Origin of the sequence: Variovorax sp. YR566, from assembly GCF_051992195.1 — a bacterium.
Lineage (GTDB): Bacteria > Pseudomonadota > Gammaproteobacteria > Burkholderiales > Burkholderiaceae_C > Variovorax.
In genome coordinates this window covers 853,068-875,790 of record NZ_CP197092.1, presented here as the reverse complement: position 1 = coordinate 875,790, position 22,723 = coordinate 853,068, and the positions used below count along the sequence as shown (strand labels likewise).

23 protein-coding genes are annotated in these 22,723 nt (G+C 69.0%); 14 read left to right on the top strand and 9 right to left on the bottom strand.

Annotated elements, in window-relative coordinates; all coding sequences use genetic code 11:
- Positions 1–12: 12 nt before the first annotated feature.
- On the bottom strand, positions 13–957 hold the full coding sequence (gene ku, locus ACTG4X_RS04120; protein ID WP_093077048.1) for a non-homologous end joining protein Ku: 945 nt from the start codon (positions 955–957) through the stop codon (positions 13–15).
- A 73-nt stretch (positions 958–1,030) separates the two neighbouring features.
- Positions 1,031–2,041, bottom strand: a complete 1,011-nt coding sequence (locus tag ACTG4X_RS04115) for a succinylglutamate desuccinylase/aspartoacylase family protein (RefSeq protein ID WP_440533270.1) — start codon at positions 2,039–2,041, stop codon at positions 1,031–1,033.
- 157 nt (positions 2,042–2,198) lie between these two features.
- Between ACTG4X_RS04115 and ACTG4X_RS04110 the strand changes: the two genes are divergently transcribed.
- Positions 2,199–2,465, top strand: coding sequence for a hypothetical protein (locus tag ACTG4X_RS04110; protein ID WP_093077045.1), 267 nt, complete (start codon positions 2,199–2,201; stop codon positions 2,463–2,465).
- On the opposite strand, the gene rpe is transcribed toward ACTG4X_RS04110, so the two are convergent.
- Positions 2,455–3,150, bottom strand: coding sequence for a ribulose-phosphate 3-epimerase (gene rpe / locus ACTG4X_RS04105; RefSeq protein ID WP_093054169.1), 696 nt, complete (start codon positions 3,148–3,150; stop codon positions 2,455–2,457). The genes ACTG4X_RS04110 and rpe overlap by 11 nt on opposite strands.
- Positions 3,151–3,259: 109 nt before the next feature.
- On the opposite strand from rpe, the gene ACTG4X_RS04100 reads away from it, so the two are divergent.
- From ACTG4X_RS04100 to ACTG4X_RS04080, 5 genes are all read left to right on the top strand, one after another.
- Entirely contained in the window at positions 3,260–4,639 is a 1,380-nt protein-coding gene (locus tag ACTG4X_RS04100) for a GYF domain-containing protein (protein ID WP_440533269.1), read from the top strand.
- Between the two features lie 50 nt (positions 4,640–4,689).
- Positions 4,690–5,085, top strand: coding sequence for a Co2+/Mg2+ efflux protein ApaG (gene apaG / locus ACTG4X_RS04095; protein ID WP_093054165.1), 396 nt, complete (start codon positions 4,690–4,692; stop codon positions 5,083–5,085).
- Positions 5,086–5,204: 119 nt separating this feature from the next.
- A complete protein-coding gene (locus tag ACTG4X_RS04090) occupies positions 5,205–7,190 on the top strand; it encodes a site-specific recombinase (RefSeq protein WP_093054163.1) in 1,986 nt (661 codons plus the stop codon).
- On the top strand, positions 7,187–8,458 hold the full coding sequence (locus tag ACTG4X_RS04085) for a cation:proton antiporter (RefSeq protein WP_093077040.1): 1,272 nt from the start codon (positions 7,187–7,189) through the stop codon (positions 8,456–8,458). The genes ACTG4X_RS04090 and ACTG4X_RS04085 overlap by 4 nt, the downstream gene beginning before the upstream one ends.
- Complete coding sequence (locus tag ACTG4X_RS04080) at positions 8,455–9,669, top strand: YbdK family carboxylate-amine ligase (RefSeq protein ID WP_440533268.1); 1,215 nt, start codon at positions 8,455–8,457, stop codon at positions 9,667–9,669. The genes ACTG4X_RS04085 and ACTG4X_RS04080 overlap by 4 nt, the downstream gene beginning before the upstream one ends.
- 49 nt (positions 9,670–9,718) lie before the next feature.
- Here ACTG4X_RS04080 and ACTG4X_RS04075 read toward each other — a convergent pair whose 3' ends face one another.
- Entirely contained in the window at positions 9,719–10,180 is a 462-nt protein-coding gene (locus tag ACTG4X_RS04075) for a hypothetical protein (protein WP_093054157.1), read from the bottom strand.
- Between the two features lie 80 nt (positions 10,181–10,260).
- Here ACTG4X_RS04075 and thiL point away from each other — a divergent pair, with 80 nt between their 5' ends.
- Positions 10,261–11,217, top strand: a complete 957-nt coding sequence (gene thiL / locus ACTG4X_RS04070; protein WP_440533267.1) for a thiamine-phosphate kinase — start codon at positions 10,261–10,263, stop codon at positions 11,215–11,217.
- A 27-nt stretch (positions 11,218–11,244) separates the two neighbouring features.
- Here the strand turns inward: thiL and ACTG4X_RS04065 are convergent, their stop codons facing one another.
- Positions 11,245–11,955: a DUF3053 domain-containing protein gene (locus ACTG4X_RS04065; protein ID WP_440533266.1), complete on the bottom strand. Its 711-nt coding sequence runs from the start codon at positions 11,953–11,955 to the stop codon at positions 11,245–11,247.
- A gap of 36 nt (positions 11,956–11,991) precedes the next feature.
- Complete coding sequence (locus ACTG4X_RS04060; RefSeq protein ID WP_093054151.1) at positions 11,992–12,888, bottom strand: LysR family transcriptional regulator; 897 nt, start codon at positions 12,886–12,888, stop codon at positions 11,992–11,994.
- Positions 12,889–12,985: 97 nt separating this feature from the next.
- On the opposite strand from ACTG4X_RS04060, the gene ACTG4X_RS04055 reads away from it, so the two are divergent.
- Both ACTG4X_RS04055 and ACTG4X_RS04050 read left to right on the top strand, forming a co-directional pair.
- Positions 12,986–14,017 carry a Bug family tripartite tricarboxylate transporter substrate binding protein gene (locus ACTG4X_RS04055; protein ID WP_440533265.1) on the top strand — a complete coding sequence of 344 codons (1,032 nt, stop codon included), beginning with the start codon at positions 12,986–12,988 and terminating at the stop codon, positions 14,015–14,017.
- Between the two features lie 30 nt (positions 14,018–14,047).
- The gene (locus tag ACTG4X_RS04050; RefSeq protein WP_440533264.1) at positions 14,048–15,763 is read left to right on the top strand and encodes an FAD-dependent oxidoreductase; all 1,716 of its coding nucleotides are present in this window, start codon (positions 14,048–14,050) and stop codon (positions 15,761–15,763) included.
- Positions 15,764–15,791: 28 nt separating this feature from the next.
- On the opposite strand, the gene ACTG4X_RS04045 is transcribed toward ACTG4X_RS04050, so the two are convergent.
- Positions 15,792–17,240, bottom strand: a complete 1,449-nt coding sequence (locus ACTG4X_RS04045; protein ID WP_440533263.1) for an MFS transporter — start codon at positions 17,238–17,240, stop codon at positions 15,792–15,794.
- A 182-nt stretch (positions 17,241–17,422) separates the two neighbouring features.
- Here ACTG4X_RS04045 and ACTG4X_RS04040 point away from each other — a divergent pair, with 182 nt between their 5' ends.
- Entirely contained in the window at positions 17,423–17,950 is a 528-nt protein-coding gene (locus ACTG4X_RS04040) for a phosphatidylglycerophosphatase A family protein (protein WP_093077177.1), read from the top strand.
- The gene (locus tag ACTG4X_RS04035) at positions 17,944–18,471 is read left to right on the top strand and encodes a CinA family protein (RefSeq protein WP_440533262.1); all 528 of its coding nucleotides are present in this window, start codon (positions 17,944–17,946) and stop codon (positions 18,469–18,471) included. Before ACTG4X_RS04040 ends, ACTG4X_RS04035 begins: the two co-directional genes overlap by 7 nt.
- Positions 18,472–18,493: 22 nt before the next feature.
- On the opposite strand, the gene ACTG4X_RS04030 is transcribed toward ACTG4X_RS04035, so the two are convergent.
- On the bottom strand, positions 18,494–19,687 hold the full coding sequence (locus ACTG4X_RS04030; protein WP_440533261.1) for a hypothetical protein: 1,194 nt from the start codon (positions 19,685–19,687) through the stop codon (positions 18,494–18,496).
- Positions 19,688–19,764: 77 nt separating this feature from the next.
- On the opposite strand from ACTG4X_RS04030, the gene ACTG4X_RS04025 reads away from it, so the two are divergent.
- The 3 genes from ACTG4X_RS04025 to ACTG4X_RS04015 are packed head-to-tail and all read left to right on the top strand — an operon-like array spanning position 19,765 to position 21,496.
- Positions 19,765–20,661, top strand: coding sequence for a LysR family transcriptional regulator (locus ACTG4X_RS04025; protein WP_093054139.1), 897 nt, complete (start codon positions 19,765–19,767; stop codon positions 20,659–20,661).
- 26 nt (positions 20,662–20,687) lie between these two features.
- Positions 20,688–21,182 carry a nuclear transport factor 2 family protein gene (locus ACTG4X_RS04020; protein WP_440533260.1) on the top strand — a complete coding sequence of 165 codons (495 nt, stop codon included), beginning with the start codon at positions 20,688–20,690 and terminating at the stop codon, positions 21,180–21,182.
- A complete protein-coding gene (locus tag ACTG4X_RS04015; RefSeq protein WP_093054135.1) occupies positions 21,179–21,496 on the top strand; it encodes a GNAT family N-acetyltransferase in 318 nt (105 codons plus the stop codon). Before ACTG4X_RS04020 ends, ACTG4X_RS04015 begins: the two co-directional genes overlap by 4 nt.
- Here the strand turns inward: ACTG4X_RS04015 and ACTG4X_RS04010 are convergent.
- On the bottom strand, positions 21,486–22,673 hold the full coding sequence (locus ACTG4X_RS04010) for an MFS transporter (protein WP_440534357.1): 1,188 nt from the start codon (positions 22,671–22,673) through the stop codon (positions 21,486–21,488). The genes ACTG4X_RS04015 and ACTG4X_RS04010 overlap by 11 nt on opposite strands.
- Positions 22,674–22,723: the final 50 nt, after the last annotated feature.

The following is a 22,723-nucleotide window of genomic DNA, read 5'->3' as shown; positions in this document are numbered from 1 at the left end:
CGCAGGCCGGCGTCAGGCGGCGCGGCGATGTCGGACCGGGGCCTTGCGCGCTGCTGTCTTGGCGGCGGGCTTGCGCTTCTTCGCCGCGGCCTTGGGTGGGGGAGCTTCTTCTTCGCCGGCAGCCTTCGCCTTGCCGCGCAGGCTGCGCTGCAGCAGCTCGGTCAGGTCGATGATCTTGGCGCCGCGGCCTTCGGTGGACTGCTCTTCTTCCGGCTCCGGCTGCGTCACGGTCTCGGTCTGGCCGGCCTTCACCTTCTTGTCGATCAGCCGCAGGATCTCGTCCTTGAACTCGTCCTTGAATTCGTTCGGATCCCAGTCGGCGCTCATGTCGTCGACCAGCTGCTTCGCCATCTTGAGCTCGCGCTCGCTCAGGCCTGCCTTCTTCGCGTCTTCGGAGGGCAATGGCAGGTCGGTCCACGGGCGGATGTCGGCGCCCCAGCGCAGCAGGTTCAGCACGAGGCCGGGACCGACGGGCACCAGCACGGCGAGGTGCTGCTTGGTCTGGATGACGACACGCGCCACGCCCACGCGCTCGCTGCGCTGCAGGGTTTCGCGCAGCAGCGCGTACACCTTGGCACCGCGGTTGATGGGCGCCACGTAGTACGGCCGCTCCAGATACACGAAGGGAATGCCGTTGGCCGGCACGAAAGTCTCGATCTCGATGGTCTGCGTGGTCTTGGGGTAGGCGGCCGCGATCTCCTTGTCGCTGATCACCACGTACTCGCCGTCCTCGTATTCGACGCCCTTCACGATCTGCTCGCGCGCTATCTCCTTGCCGGTCTTCTTGTTGATGCGCTTGTAGCCGACCGGGTCCATGGTCCGCTTGTCGAGCCAGTCGAAGTCGATGCCGTGGTCGGTGGTGGCCGAATAGAGCGCCACCGGGATGTGGACGAGGCCGAAGCTGATGGCGCCCTTCCAGAGGACGCGCGGCGCGGGGGCTTTTTTCGAGACTGGCATGGGCACACTCCTTCAGTCTTGGAATGTGCGCCGCCCATGTGCGGGCGATGTAGGAGCGCGGCGTCAGGCTTCGTCAGGCCGCGCCGGCCACCGGCCCGAGCCGGCGCTCGCTCGGGCGCGCGAAATAGAACCACTCGGCGCCGGGCAGCGCCATCGCGTTGGGGAACACGATGAAGCCGTCTTCGGGCGCGCTCAACAGCGTGCCGTCGTGGCGCATGCCGATGGGCTCGCCGCGCTGCACTTCGTCGAAGGTGGCCCAGTCGCGCACGAAGCTGTCTTCCTCGTGCAGGCGGTCGGTCACGCTGGCCAGGCGCAGCAGCTTGGGAGGCTGCACCGGCGCACCCGACAGCCCTTCGGGCAGCGCCGCCATGCCCAGCAGCGCGAGCGTGCGTCGGATGGCGCGCCACGCCACCTCGGGTGCCTGCGGGTCCAGGTGCTGGCCGCATTCGAGCGTGACGCCGTAGCCGCCGCGGCTGCGGATGTATTCGTTGGTGCCGCGGCCGAAGTCCAGCGCGGCCTCGTCGGCCGGCGTGCCACCCGCGCGTTGCGCGAGGCCGGCTGCGTAGATGTCGAGCCAGCCCTCCACCACGATGGGCGTGCCGATGTGCAGCGCGAGCTGGCCCTCTTCATACGAACGGGCGAAGGGCTCCAGCGTGCCGGTGTTGTCGCGCGGGCCGATCATGGCGAAGGCCTCGCCCTCGCTCTGGAAGGAATGCAGGTCGAGCAGCACTTCGTGGCGCGCGATCAGCGGCGCCAGCACGTTGGTCACGCGGGCTTCGTAGTCGGCCGGTGCCTCGGTCGGGAGGAACAGGCGGTTGAGGTTGCGCTCGCCCTCGCGCTGCAGGCGGCGCCGTGCGAGCGGGTTGGCGACGGGCACCAGGGTCAGCTCGCCGCGCTGCAATTGCAGGGTGCCGGCCTCGAACTCGCCCAGGATGCGCTCGATGCCCAGGGTACCGGAGACTTCGTCGCCATGCACGCCGCCCATCACGAGCAACCGGGGGCCCGTGTTCAGCGAGGCGAAGGCGTGGATGCGCAGGCTGTCGGTGGCAATGCCGGCAAATGGATCTGAGGGATCGGAGGACATCCGGGGATTATTGCGGAGCCCCTTCCCTGCGCGCAAAGGCGCTACTTATTTCATAGCAACATGGCGGCCCACGCCCGCCTACAGGGGCTGCCTTGCATGTCCTACCGCCCCGGCGGCAGTCGCGACACAGGCTCGTTCTTCATTGAAGGAGCCCCGCATGAGCAAGAGCAGCAAGAGCAAGACCGCGCCGGCCGATCCTCAAAAGGATGCCGGCGGCGGCAAGACGAAGGTGGAGCAAGGCGGCGAATCGGCGCCGCGCCTGCCGCACGAGCACGACCAGTCGTCCGACAGCCAGCAGACGCCGGACGGCCGTCCGACCGAGGTGGGCCGCCAGGCCCATGAAGACGTGGAGCGCGGTTTGGTCGATACCGACCGCGGGCTGGAGGCCAACCGCGTCTACAAGAGCGGGAAGATCAAGCGCTGACGACGCCCGCCAGCTGCTTGCGCATGTCGGTGATGACGGCGCCGTAGTCCTTGGCGTTGAAGATGGCGCTGCCCGCCACGAAGGTGTCCGCGCCGGCCGAGGCCACGCGGGCGATGTTGTCGGCCTTGATGCCGCCGTCCACCTCGAGGCGGATGTCGCGCCCGCTCTGCTCGATGCGCTTGCGCGCGAGTTCGATCTTGCGCAGCGCCGAGTCGATGAAGCTCTGGCCACCGAAGCCGGGGTTCACGCTCATGATCAGGATCAGGTCGATGTCGTCGATGGCCCAGTCGAGCGCCTCCAGGCCCAGCCCCGGGTTGAACACCAGCCCGGCCTTGCAGCCAGCGGCCTTGATGGCCTGGATGCTGCGGTGCGTGTGGGGCGAGGCGTCGGGGTGGAAGCTGATGTAGTCGGCGCCCGCTTGCGCGAAAGAGGCCGCCAGTGCGTCGACCGGCTGGATCATCAGGTGCACGTCGACGGGCACCGGGGTGCCGTCGGCGGTCTTGGCGTAGGGCTTGAGTGCCTGGCAGATCATCGGGCCGAAGGTCAGGTTCGGCACGTAATGGTTGTCCATCACGTCGAAATGGATCCAGTCGGCGCCGGCCGCAATCACGTCGGTCAGTTCTTTGCCGAGGTGCGCGAAGTCGGCGGACAGGATGGAGGGCGCGATGCGAAACGGGGTGCTCATGCCCCCGATTGTCGCTTCAGCCCCGCCCGCCTGTCCTTGGAGCAAGGAGTACTTCCCGATACATTTGTGTGGCCCGCAGAGGGCGGCACTACAAGACGGGGGAGCTTCCATGGACGAGGGCTGGTGGTACGCACGGGGCGAAGACAGGCAGGGTCCGTTGTCGGTCGCGCAGATCCATGAACGCATTCGCACGGGTGTCATCGACGCGCAGACGCTGGTCTGGCGTCCGGGGCGGCTGGCCTGGAAGCCCCTGCACCAGGTCGAGGAACTGATGCTGCCCGGCATGCGCATGGAGCCCGTGCTGCTGCCGGACTTCGGGCCCGCCGCAGTGCGCGAGGCGCCGCCTTTGCCCGACGAGCAAGCAGCCCCGGACCACCCGATGCCCGCGCGGCAGTCCGCGCGCCCCGACCCGGAGCCGTGGCTGTCCGACGGCCCCCTGGAGGCACCAGCACCGCAAAGGCGTGACCCCGGCCTGCCGGCGGCCGGCCCGTGGCGCCGCTTTTTCGCCCGTCTCTTCGACGTCTGGACGATGTGCCTGCCCGCCGGCTTCTTCATGGCCGCGGTGGTGGGCCGCATCTGGCCGGCCTTCGGCCTGTGGATGGAGAACCCGTCGTCCACGCCGACGCTCGGGATCATCTTCCTGCCCGTGGCGCTGGTCTTCGAAGCCATCGTCTTCGGCCTGTTCGGCACGACGCTGGGCAAGCTGCTGTTCGGCGTGCGGGTCAGGCTGCGCGACGGCGGGCGGCCAACCTTCCTCCAGTACCTGGGACGCGTGGCGTGGATGTACCTGTCCGGCCTCGGCCTGGGCATTCCCTTCGTCACGCTGTTCACCATGGGCCGCCAGTTCTTCGAGGTGAAGGAGGGCCGCCCCGCCACCTACGACGCAAAGCGCTACCTGGTGCAGGCGGCTGGAACCGGCGTGTTGCGCACGGGCCTGGCCGTGACCGCACTGGCGGGCCTCGTGGCCGGCGTGGTCTTCATCAACCAGCGCGAGGCGCAAAGAAGCATGCGCTTCTACGCCGGCTTCGAGTGGACGAACCCCGTCACGAAGCTGCGCGCGAGCATCCCGCGCGGGTGGCAATACCGGGAGCAGTCCAACACCACCGGCGACGTGGTTCACACCTTCTTCTCGGACACCGTGGTCGCGGTCTTCGCCGTGGAAGGCGGCATGGAGCAGGTGAGCCTGGACGAGTACCGGCGGATCTGGGCGATGGCGGTGCGCCCGTCGATGGAGCTGGACGCACGCGCGCGCCCCATCAACGTCAAGGGCCGCCTGGGCCTGCAGATGAAGGGTGCGATGACCGCGGACGCCTCGCGGCACGTGGACGCCACGCTGCTGAAGAGCGGCACCCAGGTCTGGCGCATCGTGCTGGTCGGCACCTCGGACCGGGACCCGGACACGGCGGCCACCGCGGCGCTGCGCGACCTGCTGTTCCAGACCGTTCCGGCCGCAGCGCCCGAGAGCACGCCGAAGGGCAACACGATCTGACATCGCCCGACGGACGCGGGGGGAGAGGGCCTGCAGTTACCATCGCGCCCATGTCACACAGCCCCTTCAGCGTGCAAGTCGAACCGCGCTACCTGGCCGAACAGTCGTCGGCCAAGGACAACATCTACACCTTCTCGTACACGGTCACCGTCACCAACACGGGGACGGTGGCTGCCCAGCTGATCGCCCGCCACTGGCTCATCAACGATGCCTCGGGCCATGCGCAGGAGGTCAAGGGCCTCGGCGTGATCGGCCAGCAGCCGCTGCTGGCGCCCGGCGAATCCTTCCGCTACACGAGCGGCTGCCGCCTGCAGGCGCCCAGCGGGACGATGCATGGCAGCTATTTCGTGGTGACGGAAGAAGGCGAGCGCTTCGACGTGCCGATTCCGATGTTCGTGCTTGAAGCGGACGTGGGCGGAGCCCCCGTCTCCCGCGTGCTGCACTAGGTACTCCCCCAGGCTTCGCGCACTTCGTGTCGCTTCGCCACCCCCCTCGCCGGGGGCAACACCTGCGGCCCGGCAAAGCCGGTTCCGCGGCGTTCCCCGGCGCTTGACGAGATCGTTCCATGGCTGCCGCATCGCGCGACTTGCAGGGGCTGCTTGCCGGCCTCGACCCGACAGCCGACGTGGCGCAGCGCCACATCTGGCTCATCAATATCTTCGACTGGCTGCGCGGCGACCGCGCCTCGCCCCAGGCGGCAATCGGCCGCGTGCAGCTGCTGCTCGACGCCATCGAGGCGCGGCCCGAATTGCGCGAGCGGCTGCGCGCCTGGTGGCGCGTGTTCACGCAGGCGGTCGACCTGACCACGCTGCTGGCTGACTACGGCTTTGCGCCGCGCACCGCCTTCGCCAGCGAGCTGGGCGAGCGGCTGCGCCGCAAGATCCTGCCCGGCACGCCCGAGACCACCGACGCGTCGGACCTGTTCCGCATGGTGCTGCCCGGCGTGTTTGACGCGGGCTGGATCGCGCTGCTCGACGAGACGCAGCTGGCCCGCATCGGCGCGCTGCTGGCCGATGCGGCGCTGGACGACGACGGCGCGCCGCGCTGGCGCCACACGGTGATGGATGCCGTCACCTACTGCAGCAGCCAGGTGGTGGCGGCCGGTTTCTCGCCGGAGCTGCGCCTGCGCATGAGCACCGAGGTGCTGGGCCAGGGGCGCCCTTTTCATTCGCTGATGGCCGACCTCGACGAGCTGCGCGAGCAGATGTTCGACCGGCCCGGCGAGCCCCGCGACGAGGAGGCGCTGCAGGCTGCCTTCTTGGCCTTCCGCGACCGGCTCGACGCCTGCCGGGCCGGCGCCGCCTCGGTCTACACGCACCTGGAAGACAACGGCATCTCGGTCGGCCTGGTGTTCCGGCTGCGCCAGTTGCGCGAGCGGGTGCTGCGCATCCGCGAGCTGCTCGACTGCCTGATGGCGCCCAACCCCGCGCCCAGCGTGGCGCGGCTGGTCGGGCGGCTGGTGCTGGCGGGCGGCGAGCGCAACAGCATCCGCGCGCTGATCGCCTCCAACTCGTCAATGCTGGCCGCCAAGGTGACCGAGCGCAGCGCCGAGACCGGCGAGCACTACATCACCCGCGACCGCGCCAGCTACCTGCAGATGGTGAAGAAGGCCGCCGGCGGCGGCGCGCTCACGGCCATCACGGTGCTGCTGAAGTTCGGCATCTATGCGCTGGGCCTGTCGGCCTTCTGGAGCGGGCTGGGCGCGGGGCTGATGTATGCGGCCAGCTTCGTCGCGATCCAGCTGCTGCACCTGACGCTGGCCACCAAACAGCCCGCGATGACGGCGCCGGCCATGGCGGCGCGGCTGCGCGACATCGATTCGGACGGCGCGGTGAACGATTTCGTCGACGAGGTCGCAAACCTCGTGCGCTCGCAGGTGGCGGCGGTGCTGGGCAATGTGCTGGTGGTGGTGCCGGCGGTGGTGGGCATCGCGCTGCTGGCCCAGCTGGCGCTGGAGCGGCCCCTGCTCGACGCCGCGCATGCCGCGGCCACGCTGAAATCGCTTTCGCTGGCGGGGCCGACCGCGCTTTATGCGGCAATCACCGGCATCCTGCTGTTTTCGGCCAGCATCGTCGCCGGATGGACAGAAAACGCCTTTGTCCTGCATCGCATGGACTCCGCCATGCGTTACAACCCCCGCATCGGCGCTTTTCTCGGCGCCGCACGGGCCCGCCGCTGGGCCGACTTCATGCGCACACACATCTCAGGCTTCGCCTCCAACATCTCGCTGGGACTCATGCTCGGGCTGCTGCCCGCGTTCGCGGGTTTCTTCGGGCTTGGCCTTGATGTGCGGCACGTGACACTCTCGGCCGGACAGATCGCCGCAGCCGCGGCATCCACCGGCCTCGGGGTGCTGCAGCAGCCCGCGCTGTGGTGGGCGGTAGCGGCGATCCCGGTCATTGGCGCGCTCAATGTGAGCGTGAGTTTCTACTTCGCTTTCCGCCTGGCGCTGCGCGCGCACAGCGTGAGCCTCGGTGACCGCGCCCGCATCCGCAGCGCGATCTGGGCCCGCTGGCGCAGCCGGCCGGTGAGCTTTTTCCTGCCTGGATGAATTTGACGAGCTTCCTCAACGATCTGCTGGGCTTCTGGTCCGAATGGGTGCGCCCCTCGGCGGGCCTGCCCACCGTGCTGTGGTCGCTGCTGCTGGCGGCGGCGGCGGCTTCCGGCCACCTGGTGCAACGCTATCTTGGGTTTCCCAAGGTCATCGGCTATTCGCTGGTGGGCGCGGTGGTGGGCTTTGCCGGCTTCGAAGGCGCGATCTGGCCGCTGCGCGGCATCAGCCTCTTTCTGCTCGAACTCGGCGTGGCCGTGGTGCTGTTCGAGGCCGGCGGGCGGCTGCCGCTGCGCTGGTTCCGCCATAACCCGATGGTGCTGGTGCAGAGCCTGCTCGAAGCCACGCTGACCTACTTCGGCGTGTACTGGGTGCTCACGCTGCTGGGCCTGCCCGAGCCGGTGGCCAACCCGATCGCGCTGATGGCCATCGTCGCCTCGCCGGCGGTGCTGAGCCGCGTGATCATCGACACCCGCGCCGCCGGCCCCGTGACCGAACGCGCGATGACGCTGGCCACGCTCAACACCTTCTACGCACTGGCGCTGGGCTACGCGCAGGCCGGGCTGATCGAGCGCGCGCCGCAGACGATGCTGCAGAAGCTGTATCCGGTGGCGGTGGTGCTGGGCCTTTCGTTCGTGGTCGGCGGGATCATGGCGCTGGCGCTGCGCTCGGCCCTGCGGGTGATGAGCCCGTCGAGCGAGAACACGTCGATCCTGCTGCTGGCGATCATCGCGGCGGGCGCCGCGCTCACCGCGCACATCGGCGGCTCGGCGCCGCTGGCCGCGCTGATCGGCGGCGTGCTGCTGAAGACGCTCAACCCCAAGCCCTGGGCCTGGCAGCGACAGCTGGGCACTGCCGCCTCGCTGCTGACCATGCTGATGTTCGTGCTGGTGTCGATCGTGGCGGCGCAGGCCGACTGGACGTTGCCGGTGGCCAGCGTGGTGCTGGCCGTGATCGGCGTGCGCTTGCTGGCCAAGATTTCGGGCGTGGCCATTGCCAACCCCGGTAGCGGCGCGAGCTGGAAGCAGGCCTTCTGGGTCGGCTGTGCGATGTCGCCGCTGTCGTCGATTGCGCTGCTCATTGCCTCCAATTTCGCCACGGCATCGCCGCTGCTGGGCACGATGATCACGCAGGTGGCCCTGCCCTCGATCCTGTTGATGGAGGTGGTAGGCGCGATGCTCGCCACGGTGGCCATCCATGCGGTGGGCGAAAGTTCGGTGCCCTGGATGCCCCAGGCCTTCAGCATCACGGAGGACACGCAGCGATGAGCACCGCAGTCAACAACAACACGCCTATCGACCCGGACAGCGACGACGTGCGCTCGGCGCCGCTGCCTTCGGACCCGGAGAGCCGCGCGGTCAAGCTCGAACCCTTCAACAAGTCGGAGGCGCTGTCGCTCGGCGTGGAGCTGGAGCTGCAGCTCGTGAACACGCACGACTACGACCTGGCGCCGTACGCCGAGGACATGCTGCGCCTGATGGCGCAGACCCCGCTGCCCGGCAGCGTGGTGCCCGAGATGACGTCGAGCATGATCGAGATCTCGACCGACATCTGCCACTCGGCGCAGGACGTGATCACGCAGCTGTCACCCATTCGCGAGGCGCTGATCCGCAATGCCGACAAACTCAACATCGCGGTGGTGGGCGGCGGCACGCACGCCTTCCAGCAGTGGCACGAGCGGCGCATCTATGACAAACCGCGCTTTCGCGAACTGTCGGAGCTGTACGGCTACCTGAGCAAGCAGTTCACCATCTTCGGGCAGCACGTGCACATCGGCTGCCCCGACGCCGACTCGGCGCTGCTGATGCTGCACCGCATGTCGCGCTACATCCCGCACTTCATTGCGCTGTCGGCGTCTTCGCCCTTCGTGCAGGGGCAGGACACGCAGTTCGACTCGGCGCGGCTGAACTCGGTGTTCGCGTTTCCGCTGTCGGGCCGCGCGCCCTTCACGCTGAGCTGGAAGGAATTCGAGGCCTACTTCGAGCGCATGACCCGCACCGGTGTCGTGCGCAGCATGAAAGACTTCTACTGGGACATCCGCCCCAAGCCCGAATTCGGCACCATCGAGATCCGCGTGTTCGACACGCCGCTCACCGTCGAGCGCGCCGCCGCGCTCGCGGGCTACGTGCAGTCGCTGGCCGCGTGGTTCCTGCAGGAGCAGCCCTTCGAGCCGACGGAAGACGACTACCTCGTCTACACCTACAACCGCTTCCAGGCCTGCCGCTTCGGGCTGGACGCGGTGTACGTGGACCCGGCCACCGGCCAGCACATGCCGCTGCGCGACCACATCCTGATGACGATGACACAGCTCGAATGGCACAGCGAGGCGCTCAACGCCACGCAGGCGCTGGGCGAGCTGCGCACCAGCGTGGAAGCCAACCGCAACGATGCGCGCTGGCTGCGCGAGAAGCAGGGAAAAGAGCGGCTGCTGGCCGAGGTGGTGCGGCAGGCGGCACTGAGGTTCCGCGGCGCGGCCTGAGCCGTGCGAGGCTGACAACCGGCAAGGCCGCGCTTTTCTTCCGTACCAATCAGGCTTGGTCGTCGAGGAACGGTGCAGCCACGGCACGGCATCGCGGCAACATTGGCGGGAGTTCGCTTCGCACGAACGCAAGTGCGGCCTTTTCATCTTCGCAGTCGCTGAGCAGGTGATCGAGCTGGTAACCGAAGGACACAGCAGGCTCGGACAACTCCTCGCCCATGCAGTATCGCGAGGCCCAGTTCGCGAATGCCAGTGCCGAAACCGTCGAATCGAATTCGGTTTCGACCGCCCGGACGCAGAACTGCTGGAGATAGCTCATCGGCGCCGGGCGCGGAGGAAAATCGTATTGAGCCCGCTTCAGGCACAGCTCGGGCCCGTAGGTCACGAGATCGAAAAGCTCCTGCTGAAACTCATCGGTTCTCGCGACGGCAACGCCGGCCCAGTCGACAAGCGCTTGAGAAGACAGAAGACCCGAAGCCCAAAGGCCGAGCATGTTCTCGATCGATCGCATCAAAGAAGTCCGAATTCAGGCATTGCAGGTTTGTAGCATTGCCCGCCACCGAGGCAGTCCACCCCTTATGCTCCAACCCCATGGGTGAATTCGACCTGATCACGCGCTACTTCAAGCGCCCCGCCACGCGCTCCCCGCTGGGCGTGGGCGACGACTGCGCGCTGCTTGCGCCCGCTGCGGGCATGCAGCTCGCCGTGTCCTCCGACATGCTGGTCGAGGGCCGGCACTTTCTTTCCACCGTCGATCCGGCGCGGCTGGGCCACAAGGCGCTGGCGGTGAACCTCAGCGACCTGGCGGCCTGCGGTGCGAAGCCGCTGGCCTTCACGCTCGCGCTCGCGCTGCCGGGCGTCGACGAGCCCTGGCTCGAGGGCTTCTCGCGCGGCCTGTTCGCGCTGGCCGATGCGCATGGCTGCGAGCTGGTGGGCGGCGACACCACGCGCGGCCCGCTCAACATCTGCATCACGGTGTTCGGCGAAGTGCCGGCCGGCGCGGCGCTGCTGCGTTCGGGCGCGCGCGCGGGCGACGATATCTGGGTGAGCGGCACGCTGGGCGATGCGCGGCTGGCGCTCGAGGTGTTTCGCGGCACGATCGCGCTGTCGGCCGAGGCTTTCGAATCGACGCGCATGCGCATGGAGCAGCCCACGCCGCGCGTGGCGCTGGGGCAGGCCTTGCGCGGCATCGCCTCGTCAGCAGTGGATGTGAGTGATGGGTTGATCGGCGACCTGGGCCACATCCTCGGTTCGAGCGGCGTGGGCGCCACGCTCGATGCCGATGCGGCCACGGCCCTGATCGGTGCCGAGGCGCCCGGCCTGCGCACCGAGCTTTTGCGTACCTGCGCGCTCTCGGGCGGCGACGACTACGAGCTGGTCTTCACTGCACCCGCCTCTGCGCGCGACGCGGTCACGCAAGCCGGCCTGAACAGCGCCACGCGCGTCACGCGCATCGGCCGCATCGAGGCCGATGCCGGCCTGCGCATCGTCGATGCAACCGGCGCGCCGGTGTCACAGCGCTTCGGCTCGTTCGACCACTTCGTCTGAGCTCTTGTCGTTGCTGCGCTGCTCCGGTCAGGAGCCGCGCACCATCGCCTGCATTTTTTGCTGCGCGGCGTTGATGGCGGCCGACTGACCGTTGAGCTGCTGCAGCATCTTGTTGAGCTCGGCCTGCACCGCCGGGTCGGTCACGGTGACCGAAGAGCCCGCGACCTGGATCTTCGACTTGTTCTTCTCCATGAAGTCGCCGATGGCCAGCGCGCTGTTGAACACGGTGTCGAGCGCGGGGAACACTTCCTTGAAGGTGGTGGCCGGCGCGGTCACGGTCTTGTCGAAGGCCTTGTCGTAGACCTGCTTCAGGTCATCGGGCTGCTTGAGCTGCGCATGCGCGGCATCGGCCTTGGCGGTCTGCTGGTCGAGCGCGGTGCGCAGGGCGGTCAGGCCGTCCTTCGCGGCCTTGAGGTCGTCGCGGCGCGCCGGCAGGTCGGCGATGGAACGCAGCGCGCCCTTGGCCATGATCTGCGTCATGGGCTGGCTCACCGACTTGTTCATGCCTTCGTTGAAGTCGGTGATCACGGCGTAGTGCTTCGCGTAGTCGCCGAACGAGGCTTTCTCTTCCTCGTTAGGCACCGGCACGCGCAGGCCGGGCTTGTCGAGCACGCGGGTTTGCAGGAAGGTGGTGAAGGCCTTGCGCTGCTCGGCCTCCTTGTTGCCACAGGCCACCAGCGCGAAGCTGAAGGCCACCAGGAGCGACAGGGCCCCGAGACGTTGAATGAAAGTTCTCATGGGGACTGGCCCTCCCGTGTGTTGTGGATCTAAAAATTATAGGGAGCGCTTCAGGGCCTCTATGAAGGCGCGCGCCGCGGCCGAGAGCGAGTGGCCGCGCTTGGTGACGATGGAGATGTCGCGCGCCACGCGCGGCGAACTCAGTATCTTGATCACCAGAGACGGATTGGCCTCCGCGCGCGCGAAGGCCGAGGGCATGATCGACGCGCCCATGCCGGCGGCCGTCATCCAGATGGCGGTCGAGAGAAACGAAACCTCGTTCACCACGTCAAGCGCCACGCCCGCATCGGCCGCGGTGCCGTCGATGAGCGGGCGCACGCCGTAGCCCGGGCGCACGGTGATGACGGGATGGCGCGCCAGGTCGGTCCAGCGCACCACGCGCGCCTTGGCCAGCGGGTGGTCTTCCCGGCACACCAGCGCAAGGTGGTCGCGCATGAGCCGCTGCACCTCGACCTCGGCGCCGGGCCGCTCGGGCGTGCCGATGCCGAAATCGACGTGCTCGCCGAGGATGCGCGAGATGAACTGGTCGGGCGCGCAGTCGTTCACCAGCACGCGCACGCCGGGGTGCTGCTCGTTGAACGCGCGCATGGCATCGGGCAGAAGAAAGGCCGAGAGCGTGGGCGTGATGGCCAGCGTGACACGGCCGCGCTCGAGCGTGGCCAGTTCGCGAAAGTCGGCCGAGAGCGAATCGACGTCGCGCAGGATGCGCTCGACCGTGACCATCATCTGCTCGGCCGCCGCCGTGGCCTTGAGCGAACGCGTGGTGCGGTCGAACAGGCGCGTGTCCAGTCCGTCCTCGAGCTGGCGGATCAGCATGCTCACCGCCGACTGCGTAACGAACAGCCGCTGAGCCGCCGCGCTGAGCTTTTTCAGCTGGTAGACCGCCAGGAATGCACGCAGCTGGCGGATCGTAGGACTGAAGTTCGTATTCATCAGAAAAGATGATATTTCATTAGAAATATCTTGATTTACGAATGAATGCTGTCATCGTTCAATCGTTGAAAAGACACATCACATTCAAGGAGCCTCGATGGCAGTCCCTCTTGCCGACGGGAAGAGCGTGCTTCGCAGGCAGCTCATGCTGGGCGCAGTCGGCGCGGCATTGACCGGCGGCTCGGCTTTCGCGCAGGCCCCTGCGCCATCGCCATCTTCGACCGTCGGCGATTTCCCGAACAGGCCCATCCGCATGGTCGTGACCTTCCCGCCGGGCGGCAGTGCCGATGCGGTGGTGCGCCTGATGGTGCCGAGGCTCAACGAGAAACTGGGCCAGCCCTTGGTGGTCGACAACCGGCCCGGCGCCGGCGGCAACGTGGGGCTCGCGCTGGTGGCCAAGACACCGGCCGACGGCTACACGCTGGGGCTGGGCGCGGCCGGTGCGCTGACGGCCAACGCGAGCCTGTACGCACAGATGCCCTTCGACCCGGTGAAGGACTTCAAACCCGTGGGCATGGTCGCGGCCACGCCCTTCGTGATCGTGGGACACCCTTCCCTTCCGGCGCGCACGCAGCGCGAGCTGATCGCGCTGGCGAAGGCGAAGCCGGGCACGCTGTCGATCGGTCATGGCGGCAACGGCACGGCCATGCACCTGTCGGCGGCGCTGTTCGCGCAGATGGCCGACGTGAAGCTGGTTGAAGTGCCTTATCGCGGCTCGGGCCCCGCGGCGCTCGACACCATGGCGGGGCAGATCCAGCTCGCGCTGGTCGACCTGCAGGCTTCGCTGCAGCAGATCCGCGCGGGCAAGCTGATCGCCTTCGCGGTGACCAGCGCGCAGCGCGTGCCGATGCTGCCCGAAGTGCCCTCGGTGGCCGAGGCCGGCCTGCCCGGCTACGACTCCACGGGCTGGTTCGGCGTGGTGGCGCCCGCGGGTACGCCCGCACCCATCGTTGCGCGGCTCAACGCCGAGATCAACGCCGCGCTCGCCGACGAGCAGATCAAGGCCGCGATGCGCAACCTCGGCGCGGAGCCCGCGCCGAGCTCGACCGAAGCCTTCGAGGCCTACATCCAATCCGAGACGAAGAAGTGGGCGAAGGTGATCCAGACCGCCCACATACGGCTCGACTGACGGCACGCTCCCTTCCGCCCTCTTGCGAACATGACCGACCACCACACCGCAGCAGCACTGCAGGCCGACGTGATGATCGTCGGCGCCGGCCCCGTGGGCCTCACGCTGGCCATGGACCTCGCCTCGCGCGGCGTCTCGGTCGTCATCTGCGAGACGCGGCGTTTCGCGGAGCCGCCGAACGTGAAGTGCAACCACGTGGCCTCGCGCACCATGGAGCAGTTCCGCCGCCTGGGCGTGGCGCAGAAGCTGCGCGACGCGGGGCTGCCCGCCGACTATCCGAACGACGTGGTGTTCCGCACCAGCGTGACGGGCACCGAACTCACGCGCATTCCGATTCCGTGCCGCCGCGACCGCTACACCGAGACCGAAGGCCCCGACGCGTGGTGGCCCACGCCCGAGCCGCCGCATCGCATCAACCAGATCTACCTCGAGCCCATCCTGCTGAAGCACACGGCCGCGCTGCCGGGCGTGACGCTCCTGAACCGCACGCAGTTCGCGGGCTTCACGCAAGACGATGAAGGCGTGACCGCCATCGCCACCGACATGGACAGCGGCGTGACGCGCAGCATCCGATGCCGCTACATGGTGGGCTGCGACGGCGGCGCCTCCACCGTGCGCAAGCAGATCGGCGCAAGACTCGAAGGCACGGCCGTGATCCAGCGCGTGCAGTCGACCTTCATCCGCGCGCCGCAGCTGCGCGCGCTGATTCCGGGCAAGCCGGCGTGGTCGTACTACGCAATGAACCCGCGCCGCTGCGGCACCATGTTCGCCATCGACGGGCACGAGACCTGGCTGGTGCACAACCACCTGAATGCCGAAGAGCCCGAGTTCGATTCGGTCGACCGCGACAAGTCGTTGCGCGAAATCCTTGGCGTGGGCCCCGACTTCAAATACGAGATCATCAGCAAGGAAGACTGGATCGGCCGCCGCCTCGTGGCCAATCGCTTCCGCGAGGGCCGCGTGTTCATCGCGGGCGATGCGGCGCACCTGTGGGTGCCCTACGCGGGCTACGGCATGAACGCGGGCATTGCCGACGCGCTCAACCTCTCGTGGCTGCTGGGCGCGGTGGTGCAGGGCTGGGGCGACGAGGCCATCCTCGACGCCTACGAGGCAGAGCGCCAGCCGATCACCGAGCAGGTGTCGAACTTCGCGATGGACCATGCGCAGAAGATGGTCCGCGCGCGCCGCGCCGTGCCGCCGAACATCGAGGAGCCCGGCCCCGCCGGCGATGCGCTGCGCGCCGACATCGGACGCGAGGCCTACGAGCTGAACGTGCAGCAGTTCTGCTGCGGCGGCCTCAACTTCGGGTACTTCTACAGCGGCTCGCCGATCATCATTGCGGACGGCGAGCACATGGCGCCGCCCTATTCGATGGGCGAGTTCACGCCGTCCACCGTGCCGGGCTGCCGCGCGCCGCACTTCTGGCTTTCGGACGGCCGCTCGGTCTACGACGCCTTCGGCCCCGGCTACACGATGCTGCGCTTCGACCGCAGCGCGGACGTGCGGCCGCTCGAACGGGCCGCGGCCGCCTACAGCATGCCGCTCACGGTGCTGGACATCGAGACCGAAGACGTACCCAAGGCCTACACGCACCGCCTCGTGCTGTGCCGCCCCGACCAGCACGTGGCCTGGCGCGGCGCGCACCTGCCGGCCGAGGTCTACGACCTGGTGGGCCTGCTGCGCGGTGAAGGCCTGCGGGTGCGGGCGCGCCGGCGGGCGCTGGCCTGGGAAGGCGTGGTGGCCTGAGCCTTCTCTTCTTCTAAGGCTGGCCCGCTCACCAGCCGCGCCGTGCGACGGCGCGGTACGCAAGCCACACCGCCAAGGCCGGCGCGAGCGCGAAGCTCGCGAACAACCACACGGCCGCCGAGCGCGCGCCTTCGATGCCGCCCGGCACGGTGAGGCCCGCCGCATTCGCGACCAGCCCCGCCACGGCTGCGCCAACGGCCATGCCATAGAGCTGCACGGTGGTGATCGAGGCGGAGGCCAGGCCTTCCTCGCCCCTGGGCGCGAGCGACATCACGCGCGTGATGAGGTGCGGCCAGCCGATGCCTACGCCGAGCCCCACGGCCGCCAGTGCGACGGCGATCAGCAAGGTCTCGAAGCCGTCGGCGAAGAACCCCGGCGACGGCAGCAGCCACGCCAGCGCCGCCAGCCCCAGCGTGCAGATCACCGGGCCGGCGCGCAGCATGCGGTTGGCCCCCGTGCCGCTGCGGCCCGAGGACAGCAGCGAGCCCGCGCTCCAGCCGCCCGCCATCGCGGCGGTGAGATAGCCCGCTGCCAGCGGCGAGTGGCCGTGCAGCAGCTGCAAAAAGTACGGCACGAAGATTTCGGTGGTGCTGCCGATCAGCAGCAGCGCCACGCTCGCGTAGATGGCGCCCAGCGGCGCGCTCATCGAATAGGCGCCGCTCGGCAGCACGCGCACAGTGGCGCGACTGTCGATGCGCGTGGCCGCGAAGCCGATGGCCAGCCCCAGTGCCACGCCGACGGCCTGCCAGAGCAGCTCGGGCCACAGGCCGCTGGCCGCAATCACCAGTACCGACAGCGCGAGCAGGCCGATCTGCATCCCCGGCACGCGCGGTGGAACCTCGGGCCGCGCGTGCTTCACGCCCATCGAGGGTCGCAATTGCACGAGCACCAGCAGCGCCTGCGCCGCCGCCACTGGCAGCAGGAACCAGAAGGCCCAGCGCCAATGCCCGGCCTGCGCGAACAGGCCGCCCACAGCCGGCCCGCACAAAGTGGCGACGCCCCACATGCCCGACACCAGCGCCACCGCGCGCGGCCACAGCCGCTGCTCGAACACCAGCTGGATCAGCCCGTAGCTCAGCGCCGCGAGCAGCCCGCCGCCCAACCCCTGCACCGTGCGGCCCGCGAGCATCCACGGCATGGCCGGCGCGAGCGCGCAGCCGACCGAGCCGGCGCTGAACACCGCCAGCGCCGCCAGGCACGCGCCGCGCGGGCCGAGCACCGCGAGCAGCCGCACCGACAGCGTGGCGCCGAGGATCGAGCCGACCACGAAGAGCGTGGTGCTCCAGGCGTACCAGTCGAGCCCGCCGATCTCGCGCACCACCGACGGCAGCACGGTGGTCACGATGTGCACGTTGACGGCATGCAGCGCGACGCCGCCTGTCAGGGCCAGCGCGCGCCAGCCATTGCGGCCGCTGAACAATTCGCTCCAGGCGGCGGTGGCAGGCGGAGGACGCAGGGCGGCGGAAGAGGAAGACATGGCGCGAAGACGAAGCTTGGAAAGGAGTCCGGATACTAGGCGGCCAGCGTCAATTAAACAAGCTATTGCTTTGATAAATAAATCGTACCGAGCCGGTACCGGCGCAGATGCGCGACACTTCTGCCCCGATGCACGCCGCTTCTTCCTCTCCTTCTTCCTTGTCCACCACGACCACCGGCGCCATGCCCCAACCCCCGATGCGCCGCGCCACGCTGCGCTTTCTGCTGTCGCACCCCGCGCATTTCATCGCGCTGGGCTTCGGCTCGGGCCTGTCGCCCTTCGCGCCCGGCACCGTGGGCACGCTGTGGGCCTGGGTGGCCTTCGCGGTGATGCAGCTTTGGTTCACCCCGGCGACCATCGGCTGGATCATCGCGGCCTCGCTGCCCATCGGCTGGTGGGCCTGCACCGTGGCCGCGCGCAACATGAACGTGGCCGACCCAGGCGCCGTGGTGTGGGATGAGGTGATCGCCTTCTGGATCGTGCTCTGGCTGGTAACGCCGGCCGGCCTCTTCGCGCAGGCCATCGCCTTTGCGCTGTTCCGTTATTTCGATGCCGCCAAGCCCGGCCCGGTGGGCTGGGCCGACGCGCTGTTCAAGCAGCGCGATGCGGCGCAGGTGCGCTGGTGGCGCGCGGGCTTCGGCATCATCCTCGACGACCTGGTGGCGGCGTTCTGCACGCTGCTGGTCATTGCACTCTGGCGCGCATGGTGAACCCGATGGACTCTTCCTCTACAACGGCGCTCGCCGACCAGGACACGCCCGAACTGGTCGTGGCCCTGGCCGGCCTGCTGCAGAAAAAAGGCTGGATGCTGTCCACCGCCGAAAGCTGCACGGGCGGGCTGATCGGCGCGGCCTGCACCGAGCTGGCAGGGTCGAGCGTGTGGTTCGAGCGCGGCTTCATCACGTATTCCAACGAAGCCAAGACCGAGCTGCTGGGCGTGGACGCAACGGTGATCGCGGCGAACGGCGCGGTCAGCGAGCCGGTGGCACGCGCCATGGCCACGGGCGCGATCGCGCATTCGCCGCCGTCGCGCGTGGCGCTGGCCGTGACTGGCGTGGCGGGCCCGACCGGCGGCACGCCCGACAAGCCGGTGGGCACGGTGTGGTTCGGCTGGTCGGTCGACGGCGATGTGCGCACCGAGCGCCGCCGTTTCGACGGCGACCGCGCCACGGTGCGCGCGGCCACGGTGCATCACGCGCTCAAGACGCTGGTCGAGCTGCTCTCGCGCTGAACGCGCGGGCAGGCTCCGGCCTTCAGGCCTTCAGGCCGTCATGAAGTCGCCGAGCGGCCGGCGCGGCGCGGCGGGCACCGGCGCCATCGGGTAGCCGAGGCGGCACATCATCTGCACCGTCGGGCTGTGCCTGTCGCCCGGCCGCGCGGTGCCCAGCAGCAGGTCGTGCGCGACCGCACGGCACGGCGCCATCTCCGCGAACTCTTCGAGCGGCTGGCTCATCGGGTGCATGCCCAGGCCCAGGTCGGTGGCGCGCAGCTGCTGGCGCACGTGGGCGCGGCCCGCCGCAATCTGCTCGGTGCGGCTGTTGCCGCGCGTGCTGAGCCAGACGAAGCCCATCGCGGTTTGGGCCTGGTCCTCGAACATCTGCAGGGCCTGGCGGAACGAGGGGGCTGTCTTCGGGCGCGGGCGTGCTGCGGCTGAACTGCCCCAGCGCAACGGCGATGCGCAGCGCCGGATCGTTGACCGAGAAACCGTCGCGGTGTTCGAGGATCTCCTGCGGGCCGATGCGCAGCAGCTGCAGGTTTTCCATGGCGGTGCCGGGCGTGGCGAGCTCCACGCGCGCGGCCGCGGCGCAGAGCCTGCGCAAGGGCAGCACGCGCGCCATCTCGACCGTGCCGGCCGAGCTCACCATGCCGCCCACCGGCACCACCGAGGTGAGGCCCTGCAACATGTCGGCCGACACCGGCCGCGTGAGGTCGAAGCGCTGCTTGGGCGTGCGCCGCCGCAGCACCTGCGCGAACAGCGAATCGGGCACGCCACCGTCCGCCAGCCGCAGCCGTGCCACCGGAATGTGCGGCCAGTGCCGCGGCTCGCCGATCAGCTCGCCCTGCGGCCATAGCTGCACGCTGGCCTGCACGCCCTGCTGCGCGAGCGCCATCACCAGCAGCTCGATGAAAGCGCCGTGGCCGATGACGACCTGCCGGCCGAAGGGATCGGACTCGGGCTGCACGCGCTCGCGGTCGCAATAGACCACGATGGCGTCGGGCTCGCGCAGGTCGACCAGCCAGGGCTGGCAGTTGTACGCGGTGGGGGCAGTGACGGCATAGGCGACGGCGCGCTTGCGCACGTCGGGCTCGTTGCCGGGGCCGTTCCATACCTCCAGCGCGGCCGCCGGCATGTCGGAGTTCAGCCACCAGGCTGCCAGCGCGGCCGCACCCGCCGCTACGACAACGCCGCCTCCCAGCAGCCGGACAAAGTTTCTTCGCTCATCCATTGCGCGGATTATCGAAAGCGCGCCCGCAGTTCACAATGCGTCAAGCTTCGATAACTGCTATTCAAAACTGAATACCGATGAGACCCGACAAGGAACTGGGCTTCGACTGGCGGCTGGTGCGCGCGTTTCTGGCCGCACTCGACCATGGCAGCCTGCTGGGAGCGGCGCGCGCCGTGGGCGCGAGCCAGCCGACGCTGGGCCGCCACATCGCCGAACTCGAAGCGCAGCTGGGCGTGGTGCTGTTCGAGCGCACCGGCCGGGGCCTGCGGCCGACCGAAATGGCCACGCGGCTCGCGCAGGCCGCGCGCGCCATGGAAAGCGGTGCGCTCGCGCTGTCGCGCAGCGTGTCGGGCGCCAACACCGCGCTGGCCGGCACGGTGCGCATCTCGGCGAGCCAGGCCACGGCGCGGCACCTGCTGCCGGCGCTGCTGGCCCAGATGCGGCGCGAGCTGCCCGAGATACAGGTCGAGCTGGTGGCAACCAACGAAGTCAGCAACCTGCTGCGGCGCGAGGCCGACATCGCGCTGCGGATGAGCCCGCCCGAGACCGGCTCGGTGATCGCCCGGCGCGTGGGCCGATTCGCGCTCGGCACCTTCGCCCAGCGCGACTACCTGCGCCGCCGCGGCACGCCGCGCCAGATCACCGACCTGCTCAAACACGACCTGCTGGGCTACGACCGCGACGACAGCATCCTGCGCAGCTCCGCCCAGCTCGGCGCGCCCCTGAAGCGCGAGGACTTCTGCTTTCGCACCGACGACGTCAGCGTGTACTGGGAGGCGCTGCGCCAGGGCATGGGCATCGGCTTCGTGAGCGAGTCCTTGGCCCACACCGACGGCGAAGTGGTGCGCGTGCTGCCTTCGATCAAGCTGCCGGTGCTGCCCGTGTGGCTGGCGGTGCACCGCGAGGTGCGCACCGACCGGCGCATCCGCTCGGTCTATGATTTCCTCGCCCGCACCATTCCCCAGGTGCTGTGACCCCCGCCAACCAACCCGAAGGCCTCATGACAGCAGCCACCAATGCCCAGACCATCGAGCGCTTCTACAGCGCGTTCGCCAAGCTAGACGCCGCCTCCATGGAAGCCTGCTACGCAAGCGACGCGGTGTTCGACGACGAAGCGTTTTCGCTGCGTGGGCAGCGCGAAGTGGGCGGCATGTGGCGCATGCTGGCCACGGCCACGAAAGCCAAGGGCGCCGACGTGTGGCGCCTGACCTGGCGCGACGTGAAGGCCGACGACAACACCGGCAGCGCCCACTGGGACGCTCACTACCGCTTCAGCGCCACCGGCCGCCTCGTCGACAACAGCATCGACGCGTGCTTCACCTTCACGCCCGAAGGGCTGATCGCGACGCACCGCGACAGCTTTCCGTTCTGGACCTGGTCGCGCCAGGCGCTCGGCACGCCGGGCCTGCTGCTCGGCTGGACGCCCATGCTGCGCAACAAGGTGCGCGCCACCGCCGCAGCCAACCTCGCCACTTTTCTTGCACGCCAGCCATGAGCAACAACACCGCCCTCACCTTTTCCAACAACGAAGCCCAGCACCGCTACGAGGCCACGCTGGATGCCAAGCTCGCGGCCTATGCCGAGTACAACCTGCTGACCGACGCGATCATGTTCACGCACACCGAGGTGCTGCCGGAACACGAGGGCAAGGGCGTGGGCTCGGGCATCGCGAGGCACGTGCTCGACGAGGCGCGCGCCAAGGGGCTGCATGTGATTCCGGTATGCCAGTTCATCGCGGGCTACATCCGCAAGCATCGCGAGTACGCCGACCTGGTGCGGCCGGACATCCAGCGCGCCTTCAAGATCTGACGGAATCGGCCTTCGGCGCGGGCAGCCACGCGAAGGCCGCGATGCCAATCACCAGCAGCGCGGCGATGGTGGCCAGCACGGCCGTCAGCGGGTCGCCGCCATGCGCCGACGCGACCGAAGCGGCGACGCCCGTGCCCCACTGCATGAGCGCCACGCCAAGGAACATCGCCATCGTGAACAAGGCCATCGCGCGGCCGGTGAGCGTGGCCGGATAGGCGCCGCGCACGTCGGCGTATTGCCAGACGATGAAGCCCGAGAGCACGCCGATCAGCACCATGCCGGCGATGTCGAGCCAGGCCGAGTGCAACACCGCGATGAGCGCGAAGAGCCCCGCATAACCGAGCGCGCAGATCACGATCCAGCGGCGGCGCCCGGCGCCGTCGCGGTCGAGCCGGCCGAAGAGCGGCGCGCCGAACAGCGAGATCACCGACACCGCCAGCGCGACGTTGCCGCTCTGCACCAGCGAGTAGCCGTGGCGCTCCATCATCAGCGGGCCGAGCCACAGGCCGCGCAGCGAGATGAAGGCAGCGTAGGTGACCGCCCCCAGCACCATGATGCCCAGCGTGTGCGGCATGGCGAACAGCGCGCCGAACTGGCGGATCGCCTCGGGGATCGACTCCTTGACCTGCGGCACGGCCGAGGCGGGCTCGTGCACCCAGTACCAGATTGCGAGCCATGCCAACGCGGCCGCCACGGCCAGCACCAGGAAGCCCGCGCGCCATGAATAGGCCTGCACCAGCCACGCCAGCGGTGTGCCGGTCGCCAGCATGCCGAGGCCGCCGACGGCCAGCACCATGCCCGACACGGTGGCGAAGCGCGCCGCCGGAAAGTGCCGCGCGATGAACACCGTGCACACCAGGAAGGCTGGCGCGCAACCCACGCCGATCAGCGCCTGGCCCGCCACCAGCACGAGGTAGCTGGACGACACCGCCGACAGCAGCGCACCCGCGATGGCGACAGGAAAGGCCACCAGCACCGTGCGGCGCACGCCGTGCAGGTCGATGCCGATGCCCATGAACAGCTGCATGGCGCCGAACGCAAAGTGAAAAGCCCCCGAGAAGATCCCGAGGGCCTGGGCGGAGAGATGAAAGTCGGCCTGCAGCGGGCTCGCCATGATGGCGCCGACCGTGCGGAAAGCCTGGCTCAGCGCGACCCCGGCGCACAGCGCCAGGACCATCACCCAGGCCGCGCGCGGCGTCAGGGGTGCACTGTCAGAGCCAATGCCGG